This window comes from Acidovorax sacchari (assembly GCF_042847045.1).
GTDB lineage: Bacteria > Pseudomonadota > Gammaproteobacteria > Burkholderiales > Burkholderiaceae_C > Paracidovorax > Paracidovorax sacchari.
On record NZ_AP035783.1, the window covers coordinates 602,227 to 621,841 of the forward strand.

Here is a 19,615-nt window from a genome sequence, read left to right on the forward strand (position 1 = left end):
CTCTTGGGTGTGTTATCGGAAGGACGCCGGCTGGTCGGCCGAAGCGATCCGCGAACCGGACGTGAGCGAAAGGTGCTTCACCCCGTCCCGGGTCTGCATGTACTGCAGGCCGTCGGTTTCCATCAGCGCGCTCATGGCGGGCGGGCTGGCCGGGGGGCGCTGGGTCGCGGCCACGTCGATGCCGCGCACCAGCGGTGCCAGGTCGGTGGCCACACGGGCCGCGTTCTGCTTCAGGACCGTGAGGTTCGCCACCTCTCCCGTGACCGTGAACAGGCCGTTGCCGTGGTGGGCGATGCGCAGTCCGGGCTGGCCCAGTGCGTCGGAGATGCTCTGCGCGACTTCCGTCGCCGAAGCGAAGGACTGCACGATGCGGTCGCCCTGGAAGCTGGCCAGGCGCTGGCGCAGCGCGTCGGCATCGGAGGGCTGGCGCAGCAGGCCGCGCACCACCACGCCGTCTCCCTGCTGGACCACTTCGTAGCCCGCCACGGAGGTGTCCGCCAGGGCGCGCTCCACGCGCATCCTCAGCGGCTCGGGCGGCAGCACCGAGGTCAGCGCCTTGCGTTCCGCCTGGCTCTGGCTCAGGGGGGCGACGGCGGCGCTGAGCGCTGCCGTCATGAGCGCCGTGCCGACCACGGCCGAAGTGATGCGGGGCCACATCGACCGCACCCTGGCGGGTGCGGCGGGCGGGGCGGCCACGACGGCGGCGGCGGGGGCCAGCCGGGCGATGATGTCCGCGTCGGCAGGCCAGGTGGCGTCGGCGGGGCCGGCGCACAGCACCACGTCGCCGAAGCGCCGGGGCGTGAAGTCGGCCAGGACGGCAGGGGCCTGTGCCTCTGCGGATGCCGTTGCGATGTGGACCATGCCGTCGTCTCCAGCGTCGATGACCACCGGTTCGGCGGTCCAGTCGAGCAGCTGGATGTCCGCCGTGTCGTCCGCGCTGATATGTTGGCGCGTTGGAGTCAAATCTATGCGGGCCCCGGCGTGCTGGCCGGTCAGGATACGAAGTTGCTTCATGGCTTGCGAACCTCCGGAGAGATCGAGGAAACGGTGGTCGGTGCGTCTTGCGCGAGGACGCGCGGCGTGATCAGGAACAGGCGCTCGGTGCGGCGGGTGAGGCGCTCCGTGTTGCGGAAAACCCCGCCCACGACGGGCAGCTTGGACAGGCCCGGCACCGCGTTGTCCTGCGTGTTCTCCGACTCGACGGTGATGCCGCCGATCAGCAGGCTCTCGCCTTCGCGGACGTGGGCCTCGGTGCGGATCTCGGTCTTCTTGACCAGGGGGATCTGGTCCACCACGTTGGTCTCGAAGGCGCCGTCCTCGATGTAGAGGCTCAGCTTGATGTTGTTCTTGCCTTCCACCGCGGTGACCTGCGGCGTCATCTGCAGCAGCGTGCCGGCCTCGATCTGGAAGAGATTGGCCTCCAGGTTCCCGGCGACGCGCACGGTGGCCACGCGCTTCTCGCGCATCACCGCCGCCCGGTTGGCGACGCCCAGCACGGACGGCTTGGACAGGATGCGCGCCTTGCCCTGGGCCTCCAGGGCGTTCACGTTGGCCAGCAGGTGGCGGCCCGCGTCGAGCACGATGGTGCTGAGCGCGGCCGGGGTGCTCGGGCCGGGCAGGTTGGTGGCGATGCTGCTCGTGCCGGCGCGCAGCGACCAGTTCACGCCCAGCGCATCCACGCTGTCGGAGTTGACTTCGATGATCGTGGCCTCCAGCTCGACGAGCTGCGGCTTCTGGTCCAGGCGGCGGATCAGCGATTCGTATTCGTCCATCCGGTCGGCCCGGCCGTACACGACGACGGAGTTCGTGCCCTCGTCGGCCTCGAACCGGGGAGGTGCTTCCTCGGCCTTGTCCGCTGCGGTGGCGGTGGGCAGGGACACGGGCTCTGGCGGGCGCATGCCCTCGGAAGGGTTGGCGCGCGGCAGCGGCGGCAGGAACTGGTTGGCCGCGGGCACGGGCACGTAGGCGCTCATCTTGCGGCGCGTCTGCTGCTGGATCTTCTCGATCACCTCGGCGCTCGTCACCTTGGAGGACGCCAGCCCTTCGCCGTCATCCTTGCTGTAGAGCTTGCGCAGCGTGGTGGCCACGCCGGGCACCACGGAGTCGCCCATCGAGCGGTCGCTGGCAGAGGCGAACTGCAGGGAGAAGACGCGCACCGTGCGCTCGGCGCTGGCCGTGACACCGGCATCCAGGGCCTCCAGCGCGGAGCTCACGAGTTCCACGTGCCGGGGCGGGCCGGACACATAGATCGTGCTGCTGGCGGCGTCGAAGCGGATGGGGTAGCGCTTGTCTCCCACGTCCAGGGACTGCAGCATGGCCGTGAGCTGGTCGCGGCTGAATCCCTTGATGCGGAACATGCGGCTCTGGATGGACTTGCCCGGGTAGAAATACAGCGCCGAGCCGTCGTGGTACCAGAGCATGTTGTAGGCGCGCGCCACGCTGTCGAGGAACTCCCGGGGCTTCGCGTCGAAGTTCGCGTTGACGATGCCGTCCAGCCCGTCCGCCACCACGGCGGGGATGCCCTGGCTGGCGGCGAAATCCTGCAGGACGTCCGTGAGCCGCTTGTTCTCCGCGCGGTACACGAAGCGCCCGCGGTTGAGGACGTCGGAAGCCCGCGAGGCAGGCGTGAGCGTTTCCAGTGCCCGGGCGGCGGGGATGGTCGGTATCGCCACGGGTGCGGTGGCGGCCGAAGCGGGCGCGCTGGCGGCGGCTGCGCCGACGGCGCCTGCCGAGAAGGTCGCCGCTGCCAGCGCATGGTAGGGGGTGTGCTTGCGCGGCGGGGCCTTCTGCAGCGTGTTGCTGCGCTGGGCCGGGACGGGCGCAGCGGCCGTGCTGGAGCGAGCGGCGTCCGTGCCGGCCGTGGCCAGTTCCGCGGCGGGCACCGCCAGGGCGGCGCCTGCGCCCGCCGTGGGCAGGCTGGAGAGGCTGGCGCTCAGCCGCAGCGAGGAGGCCTGGGCTGCGGGCAGGCCGGCCATGCCCAGAGCGAGCACCGCGCCGGCCAGCACGCTGCCGGTCACGCCGGTGGCTGCATGCCGTAGTCGGGGGGCGGAAATTTTGGGCATCACTGGAGCGCTCCGTTCGGTGTCTTCGTGTGGGGGACAGCTTAGGAGCCGGTGCCGGGCGGAGTGCGCGGGGATGCGAAGCCGCGCGACGGCTTGCGAAGCCCTCCGCAGCGCCCGCCGTGCGGCAGGTTCCTTCGCCTTTCGGGCCATCGCTTCGAGCCTGGGGCCGCTGCCAGCGGGGTGTCCGTTTGCAATGGCGATGCGGGCACTGCCGCGCGCCGGACATCGCCCGCGCGCGGGCCATGCCCTTCGATTGCGCTCCCGGACCGCCGCGCGGCCCCGGGCACTCCCCCTCAGAAAGGAACGACGATGTCACTCCCCCGCACCGCGGCGAACGAACTGGTCTATACCCACGGCTATTACGAAATCCTGTCTCCCGGCGTGATTGCCGCCGCGCTGGAATCGCGCGGGCAGCGCGCTCCCGACCTGCAGGATCCGCTGTGCTACTTCGAACTGGGCATGGGCTTCGGGGTCTCGCTGCTCGCCCATGCGGCCAGCTTTCCGCACATGCGTTTTTTCGGCAACGACTTCAATCCCGCCCATGTGGCCTATGCGCGGGACCTGGCCCGCGATGCGGGGCTGTCGAACGTGGAGGTGTTCGAGGACGGCTTCGAGGAATTGCCCGACCGCGACCTGCCGATGATGGACTGCATCGTGATGCACGGCGTGTACTCCTGGGTGTCCCCGGCGCTGCGGCAGGCGATCGTGCGGTTCATCGAGCGCCGCCTCAAGCCCGGCGGCGTGGTCTATGTGAGCTACAACACGCTGCCCGGCTGGGCCCCGCTGCTGCCGCTGCGCGAGCTGTTCCACCTGCATGCCTCGCGCGTGGCCGATCCGGAGTCGGGCGCTGCCGGGCAGCTGCAGGGGGCGCTGGACTTCATCGGCCGGCTCGCGGCCTGCGAGGGCGGCTATGTGCAGGCCCATCCGGCGGTGGCCGAGCGCCTGCGGCATGCGCAGGTGGAAGGGCCGAACTACGCGCTGCACGAATACGTGGGGCCGGATTCGCACCCGCTGTACTTCCACCAGGTGGCCGCGGAATTCGAGGCGGCCGGACTGTCGTTCGCCGCGCCGGCCCTGCTGGCCGAACAGGTGGACGCCGCCTGCGTGCCGGAGGAACTGGCCGCGCTGCTGGAATCGACCCCCGACCCCGTGCTGCGCGAAACGCTGCGCGACTACGGCCTCAACCGCGCCTTCCGCCGGGACCTGTTCGTGCGCGGGGGGCAGGCGCTGGCGCCTGCCGAACAGGCTGCGCGCATGCGGGAGCGGGAGTGGCTGCTGGCCGCGCCGCGCGACGCCCTGCCGCAGTGCGCGGCCCTGCGGCTGGTCGGCCAGTGGCTGGGCGAGGCGGTCTGCGCCGATCTGCTCGATGCGCTGAGCGAAGGGCCGGTGCGCCTGGGCGACCTGGCGGCCAGGCCGCAGCTCGGTGGCCTGCCCGCGCAGTCCATCCATGAAGGGCTGCTGTTGCTGTCCAGCAGCGGCGTGGTGATGCCGGCACTGCCTGCCGCGCTGCGCGCCACGGCCCGTGCGTCGGTGCAGGGCTTCAACGCCGCGGTCCTGCAGCGCGGCGGCGCGGACGGCACGCGCCACCTCGTGTGCGGAGCCTCCGGGATCGCGACCGAATGGACGCCCGCCGCGCTGCGGCAGATCCGCGCCGCGCAGAGCCATGGCGGCGACCCGGACGCCATCGCGCGCGCCGTGGCGGAATCGCTGGGCCGCGACGGCGTGCTGGATGCCGCCGAGCTCGCGGAAAGCGCCCGGCGATACCTCGCGCAGCGTGCTCCGCTGCTGCGCCGGCTGGAGGTGGTGTGATGGCGCGGCCTGCTTCCCGGATGCGGGCCGCCCGCCGCATGCTGGCCGGCGTGTTCGCCCTGTCGGCCGGCGCGGCCATGGCGGCGGGTGCCTACGACTGCCGGCTGCCCGGCGGGGCGGCCCTGCTCGTGGTGGGCGCGGACATCGCGCAGCGCTTTCCTTCCATCGGCAGTTCGTGCAACGCGGCCGCCTGGACGCCCGCGCGCGACGTCGCGCTGCCCGGCTGGCCGGACACCTCGGCGATCGCCGCCGCGCGTGTGATCCACGCGCCGGCGCCCCGCGACATCTACGCACCCACGGCCGGCGCCGCGCTGCCGGGCATGCGCTGGCCGGAAGGCGGCGCGCGGCGCGGGCCCGGGATCAGCCCCCGGGCGGAAGCGCTGTCGCCCATCATCGAATCCGCGGCGCAGCGCCACGCCATCGATCCCCACCTGGTGCGCGCGGTCATCCAGGTCGAGTCCGGCTATGCCCCCCGCGCGCGGTCGCCCAAGGGCGCGATGGGCCTGATGCAGCTCATGCCCGCCACGGCCGCACGGTTCGGGGCCGCCTCCGAGGACGACATCCTCAGCCCCGCTGTGAATGTCGATGTGGGCGTGCGCTACCTCCGGTTCCTGGCCGACCGCTTCGGCGGCCGCACCGACCTCGTGCTGGCCGCCTACAACGCGGGCGAGGGCGCTGTCATCCGCCACGGCTACCGCGTGCCGCCCTACCGCGAGACCCAGGACTACGTGCGCAAGGTCCTGGACCTGTATCCACTGGCGAAACGCTAGGCAAAACAAAAGGCGGACCGACCGGTCCGCCTTCATGCGCCGCCGCCGCAAGGGGGCTTGTTCGCCGCGCCTACTGCAGGAAGCCCTGGAAGCCCGCGATCTGCTTGTCCGTGGGCCGGGCCACCGGCGCCAGCGCATCCGGCAGGGGCAGGTCGGACAGCAGCCATTGCACCAGTGTCCGCACCCCGAGCCGCGATGCCAGGGTGCCGGCGTCCTGCGACAGCGTCGCGCCCCGGTCGCCCAGGTCCTGCTGCGCGAGCGCGCGCGCAGCCTCCAGCAGCAGTGCCAGGCGGTCGCCGCCCGGGCCGGCCGGTCCCGTGTCCGGCAGCATGTCCAGGCGCCGTGCGGCCCGGGGAATCTCCGCCAGGCGCACCAGCCCCGCGATCAGCGCGGGTGCCGGCCGGGCGTTGTGGAAACCCCGCTGCGCATCCACCACCAGCCAGTCATGCTCCACGTCGATGTCCACGAGGCGGGGCAGGGGCGCCGTGCCGTCATCGGCATGGCCGGTCAGGCGCTGGAAGTCGGCGGTGCTGGCGAACACGTGCGTCAGCCGCCCTTCGACCAGCATGCGCAGCGTATGGTTGGCTGCCATGGCGTGGCTGGCCCCGGCCATCGATTCCAGCCGGATCAGCAGGCCGTGCATGGCCATGTGCAGCAGCGCCAGCGAGTTCATTCCGCACGAAAAACGCAATTGCGAGGACACCCACAGGCCCGAGGCCTGGGGAAAGCCTTCGTCCAGCAGCAGCGGCGGCTCCACGAGCGAGACCAGGCGCAGTTGCACGCCGGGCCGGCCCCCGCAGGACACGAGCCGGTTCGCGCCGGAGCGCCAGGCTGCCGGGATGGTGGATGGCTGGAGGGACGGGGTCAGCTGGGATGTGTGCATGGTGCCACCTCGGTGGATGGAGAAACGATGCCGCGCGCGCGGCGGCGGAAGGGGTAGGCGGTCTTGCGCGTACCGCCCTGGGGCTCGAGCCGGTAGAGCAGGTCGCCGTCGCGCTCGCCGGCGCGCTGCCAGCCGTGCCGGTCGAGAAAGCGCAGGCAGCGGCTGTTGTTCCGCTCCACCGCCACCGTGATGCCCGGCTGCAGCGCGAAAAGCCACGCCAGGGCCGGCTTGAGCAGCAGCGCCCAGCGCCCGTGGTGCGAGGGCAGCACGGCGATGTGTGCCTCCTCGCCGTCGAACAGGATGCCGCCGATGGGTTGGCCGTCGGCCTCGAAGCCGATCGACGGGCAGTCCGCGTAGAACGCCGCGAAGCGCTCGCGCGTCACGGTCTCCGTGTAGCCCTGGTCGCCATAGCGTGCGGCGTCGGCGTCGTAGAACACGCCGAGATCGGCGCGGTCTGTCAGTTTCAGCATGGGGTGCTCCCTGGTGCGGCCCGCCGGTCAGGCCGCCAGGGCCGCGGGCTCGTCCTCGGGTTCCATCTGCAGCAGCTGGCGCATTGCCTTGCGCACGTGCGGGTCGTCGCTTTCCAGGCACTGCTGCGCGTGGTAATGCCAGGTGGGGTCGCCCAGGATGTTCAGGCACAGGGCCTTGAGCTCCGGCGCGGTGTCCTCGCCCAGGGTGTTCAGGTACTGCAGCGCCTCGGTGATGTAGCCGCGCTGGATGGCAATCAGCACCGGGAAGATCAGGTGCTCCTCGGTTTCGGGGCTCAGGGCGTTCATCTCGTCGAGCAGCGTCTCGGCTTCGTCGAGGCGGTCGTCGCGCAGCGCCTCCACCAGGCGCACGGCCAGGGCGGCGACGGGGTCATCGGGAAGTTGGGTTTCGTCCATGGCTTGGCGTGCCTTTGCAAAGGAAGTGGATGGGGGCCGGGCGGGCGAACAAGGGCCGCCGCGCCCGGCGGCGGGCCGCGTCAGGCCCGGATCTGGTAGTGGCTGATCTGGGCTTCGATCTGCACCTGCAGCGTTGCCGCAGTGGAGCTGCCGCCCAGCGGGAGCTTGTCGGCGAGGCCCTGCTCCACGGTCTGGCGCGCGGCCACGCCGATGGCGCCCTGCACCGCGTCGAAGACGCTGCGCGAGGCCTGCTCGATGGGCTGCATCGCCGCGTTGCGGGTGATGGCCGCCAGGTCGCCTCCCAGGGTGCGGGCGTTGTTGCCGCCGCCCGCCAGGCCCTGCAGCAGGCGCTGTCCGATGGCCTCGGTGGCCTGGCGGGTGGCCTGGTCGATGGCCATCTCGATGGACAGGCCCATCTGCTGGCGGATGTGCGCGGCAGCGCGGCGCGCCATTTCCGCCGGGCCCTGTCCGGTGGGGGGGGCGCTGGTATCCGAGGCTTCCGACAGCGAGGCGAAGCCCTTGAGCGCTGATGCGTCCAGCTGGCCGAGCGCGCTCTGGATGGCTTCCAGGATGGTGCGTGCGATCACCTGCTGCACGAACTGGTCCACGGCGAGCAGGATGGCGCCCTTGGTGGCGGCCAGGGCGGTGGACGGTGCCATCGGCTGCACCGCGCCGTCCAGGCCGCGCTGGCGGCCCGTGAAGGCATGGTTCACCGCGGCGCCGGCCACGCCCGCGGCGGCGTCGGTGCCGATGGCGCCCAGGCTCGAGCCCAGGCCCGTGCCCGTGCCTGCACCCAGCGGCGACAGTTGCTCGTAGATCGCGCCCTGGACGGCGGTCTGCGCCGAGAAGTTCAGGCTGTTGAGCGCGGCGTCCGTGGCGGCGCCCTGCACGCCGCGCAAATGCTCGCCGGCCGTGGCACGCGTGCCGTCGGCGCGGCGGCGGCCGGCAGTGGCCTGGAAGAGGGCGGCGTTCGCCGCGCTGTCGAAGGCGTTCGCCCCTGCTTCGCCGGCGCGCGAGTCGCCGTCGGGGTCCAGGGTCATCTGCACCTTCAGCGTGAGCGTGGACACCTGTTCCTGCGCGAAGCCGAAGGCGGCCGTGCGGGCCGTGTCCTGCACGGCGTGTTTGGCGCCCTGCAGCATGCCCGTGGCACCCGTGCCGCAGCCCGCGAAGCGGCCGGCACGCGATCCGCCCAGGCCGCCGCCCACTGCCGCGCCCACCATGTCGGTGGCCAGCGCTCCGAAGCGGGAGGTTCCGTGCGGGTCCAGCACCTTGGCCGCGAGCTTCGTGGCCTCCTGCCCGGCCAGCCCGATGGCGGCGTCCACGGCCATGCGTGCCATGTTCTTGGCCACGCCGCCGGGGCCGAAGTTGGACGCCGTGTCCACCACCCCCATCGCCAGCTGCGTCAGACCCTGGAAGGCCTTGGAGAAGTTGCCCTTGGCGATGGCCTTGGCCGTATTGACCACGCCGTCCTTGATGTTGGAGAGGCCTCCTTCCACGCTGTCCACGACGGAGTCGGCCAGCTTCTGCGCGGTTTTTTGCACCTTGTTCAGCACCTTGTCGAGCGCGCCGTCGAGCAGTGTGTTGGCCGCCATCGCCGCCGGCATGAGGTTCATGGCGCCGCGCGCCATGGTCATGGTGGCGTCGGCCAGGCCCTTGAGACCTTCGGCCGCGGCCTTCAGGTTCAGCGTGACGATTCCCTTGGCGATCTGGCCGACGCTATGGACGGCTTTTTCGATTCCCTTCCCTATCGCCTGGAAGGCTTTCTTGATGGCACTCATCGGTAGTGGCTCCTAGTGGTTGACGTGGAAAAAAGCACCGGTGCACCAGGCACTTTCACCATCGGAGGGGGAATCGTGGATCGGTGGACCAACGCGGCTACCAATGTGCGGGGGCGGCCCGGCGCGGAAGGCCGGCCGTGCGATGGCATGTAAGAAGATGCGAAGCGGCCGGGCCGCCGCCATGGCTGGCGGGCCCGGGGCGTGGCGCGCGCCGCCCGCCGGGTGATAATGCGGCGCATGCTGTGTCCGCAGGCGTTCCCTTCCCGTCCCTGGCAGGCGACCTTTTCCGGTTTCCGCTGGCGCAAGCCTGCGCGCTGACCACCCCCTCGCGCCCCATGCCGGGCGCCCCCTCCCCCAGTCCGCCCGGAAAGCGCTGCGCCCGCCGCGCGCCCGGGTGCCGGAACCGTCCCTGGAAGGGGCCGACGGACCCGCGGGTCCCGCCCCGTCCGCAGAAGGAAGCACCCATGCTGCTGATGATCGACAACTACGACAGCTTCACCTACAACATCGTCCAGTACTTCGGAGAACTCGGCGCGGAAGTGGAAGTGCACCGCAACGACGAGATCACCGTGGAGGAGATCGCGGCCCGCAATCCGCGCCACCTCGTCATCTCGCCCGGCCCGTGCTCGCCCGCGGAGGCCGGTGTCTCCGTGGAGGCCATCCGCCACTTCGCGGGCAAGCTGCCCATCCTGGGCGTGTGCCTGGGCCACCAGTCCATCGGGGCGGCCTTCGGCGGGCGCATCATCCGGGCCCGCGAGCTGATGCACGGCAAGACCAGCACGATCACCACCACCGGCCAGGGCGTGTTCGCCGGCCTGCCGGAGCAGTTCACCGTGAACCGCTACCACTCGCTGTCCATCGAGCGCGAGTCCTGCCCCGGGGTGCTGGAGGTCACGGCCTGGACAGACGATGGCGAGATCATGGGCGTGCGCCACAAGGAGCTGCCCATCGAAGGCGTGCAGTTCCACCCCGAGAGCATCCTGACCGAGCATGGGCATGCCATGCTGAAGAACTTCCTCGGGGCGAAGGCGTGACCGCCATGGACGTCTCCCTGGTTTCGCTCTTCGAGTTCAAGCGCTGGTCCAACGGTGAGCTGCTGGCGCTGGGCATCGCCTCGCGCGACCAACTGCCCGCGGACGATTTCCGTACCTTCTCGCGGCTGCTGAACCACACCCATCTCGTGGACCGGATCTTCCGCGCCCACCTCGCCGGCGATGCGCAGGGTGCGCCCGCGGCCACCCAGACCGAAGAAACGCCCGCGCTGGAGGCGCTGGTGCCCGAAGTCCGGGCGTGCGACGACTGGCTCGTGGCGTATGTGCAGGCGCTGGATTGGGCCCGCCTCGCCGAGCGCATCGCGTTCCGCTTCACCGACGGGGACACGGGCACGATGACTCGCGCCGAGATGCTGCACCACCTGCTGCTGCACGGCACCTACCACCGCGGCGCGGCGGGCCGCATCCTGGCGGTGCACGGCGTGCAGCCGCCGCGCGATGCGATCACCACGTTCCTGCACCGTTTCGAGCCCGGGCGGCGCTGGTAGGCGAAGGAGGAAAGCGCGATGCCGGATTTCCACCATCTCCTGCTGTTCATCGCCGCGGGCTGGCTGCTGAACCTCACGCCGGGCCCCGACGTCTTCTATATCGCCACGCACGCCCTGCGCTCGGGCGTGCGCGCGGGCATCGTGGCGGGCCTCGGGATCACGGCCGGCTGCTTCGTCCACGTGGCCGCCGCGGCGCTCGGCGTGGGGGCGCTGCTGGCCACGTCGGCCACCGCATTCTCCGTGCTCAAGTGGGTGGGTGCCGCCTACCTGGTCTGGATGGGCCTGCGCATGCTGCGCGCCCGGCCGGGCGGCGGGCTGGCGGCCGTGGCCCGCTCGGCGGGCGGCTTTCCGGAGGACGCGGGCGCCCCGGCCGGCACCCCGCTGCGCCAGGTCTTCCTGGGCGGCTTCTGGACGAACGTGCTGAACCCCAAGGTGGCCATCTTCTTCCTGGCCTTCGTGCCGCAGTTCATCGCCCCGGGCGCGGAGCACAAGGCGCTCGCCTTCGTGCTGCTGGGCACGCTCTTCAACCTCAACGCCATTCCCGTCAACGTCGGCTGGGCCCTGGCCGCCGCCTGGATGGCGCGGCGGGTGTCGCTGGTGCAGCGGCGCATGCACTGGCTGGACCGCGCGGCCGGCGCGATGTTCGTCGGCTTCGGCATCAAGCTCGCGCTTTCCGAGCGCCCGGGTGCCTGAACACTTCCCCGATTTCACGAATAGGCTTTATCCGCATGTCCATCACCCCCCAGGAAGCGCTGCAGCGCACGATCGAACACCGCGAAATCTTCCACGACGAGATGCTGCACCTGATGCGCATGATCATGCGCGGCGAACTCTCCCCCGTGATGACCGCGGCCATCGTCACCGGCCTGCGCGTCAAGAAGGAAACCATCGGCGAGATCACCGCGGCGGCGCAGGTGATGCGTGAGTTCTCCCGCAAGGTGGCCGTGGCCGACAGCACCCACCTGGTGGACATCGTGGGCACCGGCGGCGACGGCGCCAATACCTTCAACATCTCTACCTGCGCCATGTTCGTGGCCGCGGCGGCGGGCGCCAAGACCGCCAAGCACGGCGGCCGGGGCGTGTCGAGCAAGAGCGGCAGCGCCGACGTGATGGAGTCGCTCGGCGTCCATATCGACCTGCCGCCCGAGGCCATCGCGCGCTGCATCGCCGACACCGGCATCGGCTTCATGTTCGCCCCCAACCACCATCCGGCCATGAAGAACGTGGCGCCCGTGCGCAAGGAGCTGGGCGTGCGCACGCTCTTCAACATCCTCGGGCCGCTCACCAACCCCGCCGGCGCACCGAACATCCTCATGGGCGTGTTCCACCCCGACCTCGTGGGCATCCAGGTGCGTGCGCTGCAGCGCCTGGGCGCGGAGCACGCGCTGGTGGTCTATGGCCGCGACGGCATGGACGAGGTGAGCCTGGGCGCGGCCACCATGGTGGGCGAACTGAAGAACGGCGAGATCACCGAGTACGAGATCCATCCCGAGGACTTCGGCCTGGCGATGTCCAGCAACCGCGCCCTCAAGGTGGAGACGCCCGAGCAGTCGCGCGAGATGCTGCTGTCGGTGCTGCGCGGCGAGCCCGGCCCCGCGCGCGAGATCGTCAGCCTGAACGCGGGCGTGGCGCTCTATGCGGCGAACGTGGCCGCCACCATGGCCGACGGCATCGCGCGGGCCCGCGCGGCCCTCGACTCCGGCGCGGCGCTCGCGCGGCTGGAGCAGCTGGTGGCGCGTACCCGGGCCCTGGCCGCGGGTGCCTGAGGCACCAGCCGGCTGCGACCTCCCCATGTGGCGCGACAGCGGAACCTGGATCGCCCTCGGCGTATCCCTGCTATTCATCGTGGCGGGCATCGTGATGCACCGCGTCTTCATCCACATCCTGAAAAAAGGCGCCCCCGAGGGGGAGGCGCCCCCTTCGAAGAAAGCACCGGAACATGAGTGACATCCTGAACAAGATCGTGGCCGTCAAGCGCGAGGAAATCGCGGCGGCGCAGAAGAAGACGCCCCTGGCCGCCATGCGCGCCGATGCCGAGAGCCGCGTGCTCACGCGCGATTTCGAGGGCGCCCTGCGCGCGAAGATCGCCGCGGGCCAGGCGGCCGTGATCGCCGAGATCAAGAAGGCCAGCCCCAGCAAGGGCGTCATCCGCGAAAACTTCATTCCGGCCGACATCGCCCAGAGCTATGCCGAGGGCAACGGCAAGGTCAGCGCGGCCTGCCTCTCGGTGCTGACCGACCGGCAGTTCTTCCAGGGCCAGCCCGACTACCTCAAGCAGGCCCGCGCGAGCTGCGCGCTGCCGGTGCTGCGCAAGGACTTCATGGTCGATGCCTACCAGATCTACGAATCGCGCGCGATGGGCGCCGACGCCATCCTGCTGATCGCCGCCTGCCTGGAGGATGCGCAGATGGCCGAGTTCGAGGCCATCGCCCACAGCCTGGGCATGGCAGCGCTGGTGGAGGTGCACGACGGCGCCGAGCTGGACCGCGCCCTGAAGCTGCGCACGCCGCTGGTGGGCATCAACAACCGCAACCTGCGTACCTTCGAGGTGTCGCTGGACACCACCGTCTCGCTGCGCAAAGCGGTGCCGTCCGACCGGCTGCTGGTGGCGGAATCGGGCATCCTCACGCCGCAGGACGTCAAGACCCTGCGCGATGCCGACGTGCATGCCTTCCTCGTGGGCGAGGCCTTCATGCGGGCCCAGGAGCCCGGGGCGGCGCTGGCGAAGCTGTTTTCCTGATCCTCCGGCCATGAACCCTCCCGCGCACGAACCCTCCGCCCCGCCTTCGCAATTGCAGGGCGCCGATCCCGCCGACTGGCCGGTGGCGCCCGGCTGGCAGCCGCTGGTCGATGATTTCTTCGCGAGCGCGCGCGGGCAGGCGCTGCTGGGCTTCCTGCGCCAGCGGCTGGAGGCGGGCGCGGTGATCTTTCCGCCCCGGCCGCTGCGCGCCCTGGAGCTCACGCCGCCGGAGTCGGTGCGCGTGGTCATCCTGGGGCAGGACCCCTACCACGGGCGCGGCCAGGCCGAAGGGCTGGCCTTCTCGGTCGCACCCGGCGTGGCCCTGCCGCCCTCGCTGCGCAACATCTTCAAGGAGTTGCAGCGCGACCTGGGCACACCGTTCCCGGCCTGGCCCGAGCCGGGCGGCAGCCTCGTCAAATGGGCGAAGAACGGCGTGCTGCTGCTCAACACTTGCCTCACCGTCGAAGAGGCCCAGCCCGCAAGCCACGCGGGCAAGGGCTGGGAACAGCTCACCGACGCGGTGATCCGCAAGGTGGGCGAGGGCGACCGGCCCGCGGTCTTCATGCTCTGGGGATCGCACGCGCAGTCCAAGCGGCCGCTCATCGACACCAGCCGCCACCTCGTGCTGACCGCCAACCATCCGTCGCCCCTGTCCGCGCTGAGGCCGCCCGTGCCATTCATCGGCTGCGGGCATTTCGGCCGGGCGCGGGAGTTCCGCGAGCAGCGGGCGGCGAAGTAGCGCGTGCCGCCTCGTCTCCCTGCCACCGGCTGCGGCGAGGCGTTGGAGCTTGCCGGCCGGCGGACGCTTCGCGCAGATGCGCGGGGCTTCGTCTCCGGCCTGCGCTGTATAGCGCGCTGGCGCAGCATGGAGCTTTCCCGGGTGCAGGCATCCGCGCAGGCCCGCGCGGTGTGCCCCCGCGGATGCAGTTCATGCGGCCCACCATGCAATCACGAAACGTCCACCGGAGCCACTCTACCCGGAGCGGAGGAACAGCACCGCAGCAGCCCCCCGACGCTGGCACCGCCGCCCGGCGCGGCAGTGCACCGGCGCCCCGGGGCAGTGTCCCGGCGCTGATCGCCCCGCGCGCGCAGACAGCGGGCTCCCCGGGTGTGGCGGGCGTGCAAGGGCCGCCGCCGAGGGCTGCCCTGCCCGCACGGACCCGTGCGTCGCCACCGGCCATGAGCGACACGGCCGCGGGCAGGGTGGTCGACGAGGTCATGGTGTATCTGCAACGGTTCGAGAAGCTCATGTCCGACCCGGCGGTGTCTCGAGAAGCCACCGCGCGCATGCTGCCCGGCGCATTGAAGGCCGCGCGGCGCGGGCTGGACGCCGTGCCGTTCCTCAACGTCTACCAGCTCAACAGCCAAAAGGGCCAGATAGCTCTGCGGTATCTCCCGCAGAAACAGGCGTTCATGGCCGGCGACCTGGCGGGGGTGCTGATCGACACCTTCGATGCGAAGGATGCAGGGGGCAAGCTCAAGTGGCGCATGCACGCGGCCGAGGCGGCGCGGATGGGCATGACTCCGGAGTTCGACCGGGAGCTCTCGGACTACCTGACGGGCCTGGACGGGACCCTGCAGCAGCTCGAACCCTGCATGGACGCCGCCTCGGTTTCGATCCGGCGCCTGGGTGCCAGGCCGGATCTCAAGACCGATCAGGGCATGGCCCGGGCCCTCAAGGACGCCGTGGTGGGGCTCACGGAAATGCGGCTCAAGCGCATCGAGCGGCACCTCGATGGCGTCCAGCTGTGCATCCAGCGCCTCGGCATGGAGCCAGCCCTGGCCGGCACGCCGGCCGGGGCCGCCCTCGGTGCGCTGAAAACCCGCGCCGCAGGCCACGAAGAACTGCTGGACGCCCTCGACGTGCTGCTGGACGCGCGCGCACCCGCACCCCCCGAGAAGGTGGCGCAACTGCAGGGCCAGCTGGACGCGCTGCTGGGCGCCGCCCGGGCGTTCGTGGAGGTGGCCGGCGCGCAGTTCGCCTCCGAGGGCGAAGATCCGTCCTCCGCGACGTTGCGGCTGGCACCGCACATCCTGCATTCCATCGCGCGCGTCGCCGGCGAAATGGAAGACGCGCTGGGTGCCTACAAGCTGCCGGAAGCTGCGGCCAGGCATGTGCAGGGGCTCACCTACCTGGGCCAGCATATCGCTCCGGATGCGGCGCCTCGCAACGAGACCGACAGCCCGGGGTCTGACGCGGCGATGGAAGCGGTGCCGGACACGCCGGCTCCCGCGGTGCCCCGGCGGCACCCGCCGCAAGCGCGTGCCAGGCTCCGCAGGCAGAAGGCGCACCAGGGCAGTGGCGAGTCGTCCTCCTCCGTCGCGCAGGATCCCGCACGCGATGCCCTGCTGCAGATGGCCCGCGAGCGCCTGGGCACATTCAAGCGCCCTCCCGCGGTCCGCGTGGCCGGGCTGGACGATGTGATCGAGATGGGCGCATCGCTCCGCAAGAACACGTCGGCTCTCCAGGTCTATCGCAATGCCGACAGCGACCCGCTGGAAGCCGGCAGGCAGATGCGGCTGGCGCTCGACAGCTGGTTCGGCCATGCGGGCCGCTGGAAGGGCGTGCTGGAGCAGTTGCAGGCATCGCAGGACGGTGACGGCGGGGCGCCGGCGAAAGACCTCCTGCGGAAAATCCGCGAGGAGCGGATCGAGCCGCTCAGACAGCTGCACGCACAGATCGATGCCGTGGAACTGGACCGGGTCAAGACTTTCGCGTACCCCCGGCTCAAGCACGTGGAGCACCTGATGCAGGCCGACCCGCAGGGCCGGAGCCTGAGGGTCGGCACGCCCGTGCCGCTGCGCTCGCAGGACAGTGCCAGCGGAAACCGCGCCACGCTCTTCGAGGTAGCGCTGGACGTCGGGACGCTCGCGAACGGCCAGCCCGCGCCGCCGCTCTACGTGCACCTGCACACACGGCAACCGGTCACGGCCGATGCCTGCCGCACCATCGCATTCGACGACCTGGACGCCGTCCACGTCAAGAATGCAGAGCAGCGCGGAAAGGGGCGAACCTGGGAGGTGCTCAATAACGCTCTCGACAGCGTGCACCGGGGCCCCCTCGACGCGAAGGTGCTGGAGCAGCTGCAGCAGCGCATGGCCAGGAGCTGATGCCGCCACGGCGGGCGGCGCGTGCGGACCGCGCACCTGCAAGAATGCCGTCTCCACCTGAACGCATTCCTGAAGGAGACAACGCACCATGACTGCACCCCGCGGCGACCGCGCCATCGATTGGACCCTGCCCTACGCCTCGCACCGGAGCGCGGTCATGGGCCGCAATGTCGTGTCCACCTCCCAGCCCCTGGCGGCCCAGGCCGGGCTGCGGATGCTGCAGGCGGGGGGCAATGCGGTCGATGCAGCCCTGGCCGCAGCGATGGTGCTCACCGTGGTCGAGCCCACGGGCTGCGGCATCGGCAGCGACGCATTCGCCATCGTGTGGGACGGCCAGGAGCTGCACGGCCTGAACGCTTCGGGGCGAGCCCCCGCCGCCTGGACGCCCGGCTACTTCGCCGAGCGTGGAGGCATCCCGGAGACGGGCTGGAATGCCGTGACGGTGCCGGGCGCCGTCTCCGGCTGGGTGGCGCTCTCGCGGCGCTTCGGCCGCCTGCCTTTCGCGCAACTCGCGCAGCCGGCCATCGATTACGCGCGCGGCGGCTTCGCCGTCTCGTCCACCATCGCCCGGCAATGGGCGCTGGGGGCCTCCAAGCTGGGCGGCCAGCCAGGGTTCGCCGAATGCTTCATGCCCGGAGGCCGCACGCCGCGCGCGGGCGAGATCTTCCGCAGCGAAGCCCATGCCCGCACCCTGGAGCGCATCGCCGCCACCGAAGGCGAAGACTTCTACCGCGGCGAGCTGGCCCGGCAGATGGTGGCGCACGCCCGCGCGAACGGCGGCGCGATGACCGAGGAGGACCTCGCGGCCCACCAGGCCGACTGGGTGGGCACCGTGAGCCGGCGTTTCGGTGATTCGGTGATCCACGAGATCCCGCCCAACGGCCAGGGCATCGCGGCGCTGATGGCGCTGGGCATGCTGGATGCGCACGGCATCGGCGCACAGCCCGTGGACCACGTGGACACCGTGCACGCGAGCATCGAGGCCATGAAGCTCGCGCTGGCGGACCTGTACCGGCACAACGCCGATGCGGACGCCATGCGCGTGGCCGCGCGCGACCTGCTGTCGGACGCCTACGTGCGCGAGCGCGCCGCGCTCATCGACCCGGCCCGCGCGGGCGACCCCGGCCATGGCACGCCGCGCCCGGGCGGCACCGTGTACCTCGCCGCGGCCGACGAGAGCGGCATGATGGTCTCCTTCATCCAGTCCAACTACATGGGCTTCGGCTCGGGCGTGGTGGTGCCGGGCACGGGCATCAGCCTGCAGAACCGCGGCCACTGCTTCACTGCCGAGGCGGGCCACGCGAACGAGGTGGCGCCGCGCAAGCGCCCCTCGCACACCATCATCCCGGCCTTCGCCATGGATGCCGGCGGCGCGCCGCGCATGGCCTTCGGCGTCATGGGCGGGCCGATGCAGTCCCAGGGCCATGTACAGATGGTGCTGCGCGTGCTGCGCTACGGACAGAACCCGCAGGCTGCCGCCGATGCCCCGCGCTGGCGCGTGACGGGCGGCCGCGGCGTGGCCGTGGAGTCCACATTCGATCCCGCCGTGGCAGAGGCTTTGCGCGCGCGCGGCCACGAGGTGGCGGTGGAGGCGGGCGACGGCGTCTTCGCGTTCGGCGGCGCCCAGCTGGTGCTGCGGCTGGACAGCGGCACCTATGCGGCGGGATCGGACCCGCGCAAGGACGGGCACGCCGTCGCGTACTGAGTGCCGCTCCGGGACCCGCCCGGGGCTTCCCGTGCGGGCGGTGCCGCGTCAGCGACGCGCCAGCAGCATCGCGTCGCCGTAGCTGAAGAACCGGTAGCGCTGAGCGATCGCGTGGCGGTAGAGGCCCATGGCATGGTCGTAGCCCGTGAAGGCGCTGATGAGCATCATCAGCGTGCTCTTGGGCAGGTGGAAGTTGGTGACCAGCAGGTCCACCACCTGGAAGGCGAAGCCCGGCGTGATGAAGATGTCGGTATCGCCCGTGGCCTGCCCGCTGCGCGCCCAGGATTCGAGCGTGCGCACCGTCGTCGTGCCCACGGCCACCACGCGGCCGCCGCGCTGCCGGCAGCGCTCCAGCGCCGCCAGCGTGGCCAGCGGCACCTCGTACCACTCGCTGTGCATGCGGTGGTCCGCCAGGCTCTCGGTCTTCACGGGCTGGAAGGTGCCGGCGCCCACGTGCAGCGTGACGCTCGCGCGCTCCACGCCGCGCACCGCCAGCGCCGCCAGCACCCCTTCGTCGAAATGCAGCGCCGCCGTGGGCGCCGCCACCGCGCCTGGCGCGCGCGCGAACACGGTCTGGTAGCGTTCGGCATCCTCGGCCGCATCGGGATCGCCGCCGCCTTCCTGGTGGCGCTCGATGTAGGGTGGCAGCGGCATGTGGCCGTGGCGCTCCATGAGCGCATGCGGGCCCGCGCCGTCGGGGCTCGACAGCGCGAAGCGGAACAGGGGACCGTCCTCGTCGGGCCAGCGGCCCAGCAGCGTCGCGCCGAAGCCGCCGCCCGCAGGGCCCCCGGCCATGTGGAGCATGGCGCCCACGGCAGGCTTCTTGCTCACCTTCATGTGCGCGACCACCTCGTTGCCGGGCTCGCCGCCCGGGCCCACGAGCACGCGCTCGATCAGCAGCTCCACCTTGCCGCCGCTGGCCTTCTCGCCGAACACGCGGGCCTTGACCACGCGCGTGTCGTTGAACACCAGCAGGTCGCCTGGCTGCAGCAGGTCCGGCAGCTCGCGGAAGATGCGGTCCACGGGTGCATCCGCACGGCCATCGAGCAGGCGCGAGGCGCTGCGCTCGGGCGCGGGGTGCTGGGCGATGAGTTCGGGGGGCAGCGAGAAATCGAAGTCGCTGAGGGTGAAGGCGCGGGGCGGCTGGCTGGCGGACATGGAGGGCTTGAGGGCCGGACGGGCCCGTTCCAAGGAGAGGGGTCAGAAAGGCGAAGTTTCCGATTCTCCCATGGAGGGCGGTCTGCGCCTTGCCCGGTCCGTGTCGGCCTCGAAGGCCGTTGAGAGCCTCCTGATGCGACCGATCTCATGGTCCCCCGCCTATCTGCCGAAACCA

At 71.3% G+C, this 19,615-nt stretch carries 18 protein-coding genes; 11 read left to right on the top strand and 7 right to left on the bottom strand.

The genetic code is table 11. From position 1 onward, the window contains the following. Nucleotides 1-12: 12 nt before the first annotated feature. Both hrpD5 and sctC read right to left on the bottom strand, forming a co-directional pair. Nucleotides 13-1,014 carry an HrpD5 family protein gene (gene hrpD5, locus ACGHC0_RS02820; protein ID WP_368353908.1) on the bottom strand — a complete coding sequence of 334 codons (1,002 nt, stop codon included), beginning with the start codon at nucleotides 1,012-1,014 and terminating at the stop codon, nucleotides 13-15. Continuing rightward, nucleotides 1,011-3,062: a type III secretion system outer membrane ring subunit SctC gene (sctC, locus tag ACGHC0_RS02825; protein ID WP_415267375.1), complete on the bottom strand. Its 2,052-nt coding sequence runs from the start codon at nucleotides 3,060-3,062 to the stop codon at nucleotides 1,011-1,013. Before sctC ends, hrpD5 begins: the two co-directional genes overlap by 4 nt. A 309-nt stretch (nucleotides 3,063-3,371) precedes the next feature. Between sctC and ACGHC0_RS02830 the strand changes: the two genes are divergently transcribed. Together ACGHC0_RS02830 and ACGHC0_RS02835 are read left to right on the top strand one after the other, a co-directional pair. Beyond that, entirely contained in the window at nucleotides 3,372-4,871 is a 1,500-nt protein-coding gene (locus ACGHC0_RS02830; protein WP_368353910.1) for a methyltransferase regulatory domain-containing protein, read from the top strand. After that, on the top strand, nucleotides 4,871-5,641 hold the full coding sequence (locus ACGHC0_RS02835) for a lytic transglycosylase domain-containing protein (protein WP_011793658.1): 771 nt from the start codon (nucleotides 4,871-4,873) through the stop codon (nucleotides 5,639-5,641). The genes ACGHC0_RS02830 and ACGHC0_RS02835 overlap by 1 nt, the downstream gene beginning before the upstream one ends. Nucleotides 5,642-5,711: 70 nt before the next feature. Here the strand turns inward: ACGHC0_RS02835 and ACGHC0_RS02840 are convergent, their stop codons facing one another. The 4 genes from ACGHC0_RS02840 to ACGHC0_RS02855 form a co-directional block, all read right to left on the bottom strand. Further along, nucleotides 5,712-6,524: a hypothetical protein gene (locus ACGHC0_RS02840; RefSeq protein ID WP_368353911.1), complete on the bottom strand. Its 813-nt coding sequence runs from the start codon at nucleotides 6,522-6,524 to the stop codon at nucleotides 5,712-5,714. Next, a complete protein-coding gene (locus ACGHC0_RS02845) occupies nucleotides 6,506-6,994 on the bottom strand; it encodes a GNAT family N-acetyltransferase (protein WP_368353912.1) in 489 nt (162 codons plus the stop codon). Before ACGHC0_RS02845 ends, ACGHC0_RS02840 begins: the two co-directional genes overlap by 19 nt. Nucleotides 6,995-7,021: 27 nt before the next feature. After that, entirely contained in the window at nucleotides 7,022-7,408 is a 387-nt protein-coding gene (locus tag ACGHC0_RS02850) for an HrpB1 family type III secretion system apparatus protein (RefSeq protein ID WP_011793661.1), read from the bottom strand. 80 nt (nucleotides 7,409-7,488) lie between these two features. After that, nucleotides 7,489-9,186 (bottom strand): hypothetical protein, encoded by a 1,698-nt coding sequence (locus ACGHC0_RS02855; protein ID WP_415267376.1) that lies wholly within the window; start codon nucleotides 9,184-9,186, stop codon nucleotides 7,489-7,491. Between the two features lie 464 nt (nucleotides 9,187-9,650). On the opposite strand from ACGHC0_RS02855, the gene ACGHC0_RS02860 reads away from it, so the two are divergent. From ACGHC0_RS02860 to ACGHC0_RS02900, 9 genes are all read left to right on the top strand, one after another. Next, complete coding sequence (locus tag ACGHC0_RS02860; protein ID WP_415267377.1) at nucleotides 9,651-10,220, top strand: aminodeoxychorismate/anthranilate synthase component II; 570 nt, start codon at nucleotides 9,651-9,653, stop codon at nucleotides 10,218-10,220. Between the two features lie 5 nt (nucleotides 10,221-10,225). Then, nucleotides 10,226-10,726 carry a DinB family protein gene (locus ACGHC0_RS02865; protein ID WP_415267378.1) on the top strand — a complete coding sequence of 167 codons (501 nt, stop codon included), beginning with the start codon at nucleotides 10,226-10,228 and terminating at the stop codon, nucleotides 10,724-10,726. Between the two features lie 18 nt (nucleotides 10,727-10,744). After that, nucleotides 10,745-11,419, top strand: a complete 675-nt coding sequence (locus ACGHC0_RS02870) for a LysE family translocator (RefSeq protein WP_368353916.1) — start codon at nucleotides 10,745-10,747, stop codon at nucleotides 11,417-11,419. A 35-nt stretch (nucleotides 11,420-11,454) separates the two neighbouring features. Further along, nucleotides 11,455-12,492, top strand: coding sequence for an anthranilate phosphoribosyltransferase (gene trpD, locus ACGHC0_RS02875; RefSeq protein WP_415267379.1), 1,038 nt, complete (start codon nucleotides 11,455-11,457; stop codon nucleotides 12,490-12,492). 25 nt (nucleotides 12,493-12,517) lie between these two features. Then, entirely contained in the window at nucleotides 12,518-12,673 is a 156-nt protein-coding gene (locus ACGHC0_RS02880) for a hypothetical protein (protein ID WP_415267380.1), read from the top strand. Continuing rightward, complete coding sequence (gene trpC, locus ACGHC0_RS02885) at nucleotides 12,666-13,466, top strand: indole-3-glycerol phosphate synthase TrpC (protein ID WP_368353919.1); 801 nt, start codon at nucleotides 12,666-12,668, stop codon at nucleotides 13,464-13,466. The genes ACGHC0_RS02880 and trpC overlap by 8 nt, the downstream gene beginning before the upstream one ends. Nucleotides 13,467-13,476: 10 nt before the next feature. Continuing rightward, nucleotides 13,477-14,205, top strand: coding sequence for a uracil-DNA glycosylase (locus ACGHC0_RS02890; protein ID WP_368353920.1), 729 nt, complete (start codon nucleotides 13,477-13,479; stop codon nucleotides 14,203-14,205). Between the two features lie 440 nt (nucleotides 14,206-14,645). Further along, nucleotides 14,646-16,577 carry a hypothetical protein gene (locus tag ACGHC0_RS02895; protein WP_415267381.1) on the top strand — a complete coding sequence of 644 codons (1,932 nt, stop codon included), beginning with the start codon at nucleotides 14,646-14,648 and terminating at the stop codon, nucleotides 16,575-16,577. An 88-nt stretch (nucleotides 16,578-16,665) separates the two neighbouring features. Next, nucleotides 16,666-18,282, top strand: coding sequence for a gamma-glutamyltransferase family protein (locus ACGHC0_RS02900; RefSeq protein WP_415267382.1), 1,617 nt, complete (start codon nucleotides 16,666-16,668; stop codon nucleotides 18,280-18,282). A 48-nt stretch (nucleotides 18,283-18,330) separates the two neighbouring features. On the opposite strand, the gene queA is transcribed toward ACGHC0_RS02900, so the two are convergent. After that, nucleotides 18,331-19,440, bottom strand: a complete 1,110-nt coding sequence (gene queA, locus ACGHC0_RS02905; RefSeq protein ID WP_415267383.1) for a tRNA preQ1(34) S-adenosylmethionine ribosyltransferase-isomerase QueA — start codon at nucleotides 19,438-19,440, stop codon at nucleotides 18,331-18,333. Nucleotides 19,441-19,615 lie beyond the last annotated feature (175 nt).

Excerpts from the sequence above, each read along its gene's own strand:
- ACGHC0_RS02845 (WP_368353912.1), bottom strand. The coding sequence starts at position 6,994 with ATGCTGAAACTGACAGACCGCGCCGATCTCGGCGTGTTCTACGACGCC.
- ACGHC0_RS02870 (WP_368353916.1), top strand. The coding sequence starts at position 10,745 with ATGCCGGATTTCCACCATCTCCTGCTGTTCATCGCCGCGGGCTGGCTG.
- ACGHC0_RS02900 (WP_415267382.1), top strand. The coding sequence starts at position 16,666 with ATGACTGCACCCCGCGGCGACCGCGCCATCGATTGGACCCTGCCCTAC.
- trpC (WP_368353919.1), top strand. The coding sequence starts at position 12,666 with ATGAGTGACATCCTGAACAAGATCGTGGCCGTCAAGCGCGAGGAAATC.
- ACGHC0_RS02895 (WP_415267381.1), top strand. The coding sequence starts at position 14,646 with ATGAGCGACACGGCCGCGGGCAGGGTGGTCGACGAGGTCATGGTGTAT.
- hrpD5 (WP_368353908.1), bottom strand. The coding sequence starts at position 1,014 with ATGAAGCAACTTCGTATCCTGACCGGCCAGCACGCCGGGGCCCGCATA.
- sctC (WP_415267375.1), bottom strand. The coding sequence starts at position 3,062 with ATGCCCAAAATTTCCGCCCCCCGACTACGGCATGCAGCCACCGGCGTG.
- ACGHC0_RS02880 (WP_415267380.1), top strand. The coding sequence starts at position 12,518 with ATGTGGCGCGACAGCGGAACCTGGATCGCCCTCGGCGTATCCCTGCTA.
- ACGHC0_RS02890 (WP_368353920.1), top strand. The coding sequence starts at position 13,477 with ATGAACCCTCCCGCGCACGAACCCTCCGCCCCGCCTTCGCAATTGCAG.
- trpD (WP_415267379.1), top strand. The coding sequence starts at position 11,455 with ATGTCCATCACCCCCCAGGAAGCGCTGCAGCGCACGATCGAACACCGC.
- ACGHC0_RS02860 (WP_415267377.1), top strand. The coding sequence starts at position 9,651 with ATGCTGCTGATGATCGACAACTACGACAGCTTCACCTACAACATCGTC.
- queA (WP_415267383.1), bottom strand. The coding sequence starts at position 19,440 with ATGTCCGCCAGCCAGCCGCCCCGCGCCTTCACCCTCAGCGACTTCGAT.
- ACGHC0_RS02830 (WP_368353910.1), top strand. The coding sequence starts at position 3,372 with ATGTCACTCCCCCGCACCGCGGCGAACGAACTGGTCTATACCCACGGC.
- ACGHC0_RS02855 (WP_415267376.1), bottom strand. The coding sequence starts at position 9,186 with ATGAGTGCCATCAAGAAAGCCTTCCAGGCGATAGGGAAGGGAATCGAA.
- ACGHC0_RS02865 (WP_415267378.1), top strand. The coding sequence starts at position 10,226 with ATGGACGTCTCCCTGGTTTCGCTCTTCGAGTTCAAGCGCTGGTCCAAC.
- ACGHC0_RS02835 (WP_011793658.1), top strand. The coding sequence starts at position 4,871 with ATGGCGCGGCCTGCTTCCCGGATGCGGGCCGCCCGCCGCATGCTGGCC.
- ACGHC0_RS02850 (WP_011793661.1), bottom strand. The coding sequence starts at position 7,408 with ATGGACGAAACCCAACTTCCCGATGACCCCGTCGCCGCCCTGGCCGTG.
- ACGHC0_RS02840 (WP_368353911.1), bottom strand. The coding sequence starts at position 6,524 with ATGCACACATCCCAGCTGACCCCGTCCCTCCAGCCATCCACCATCCCG.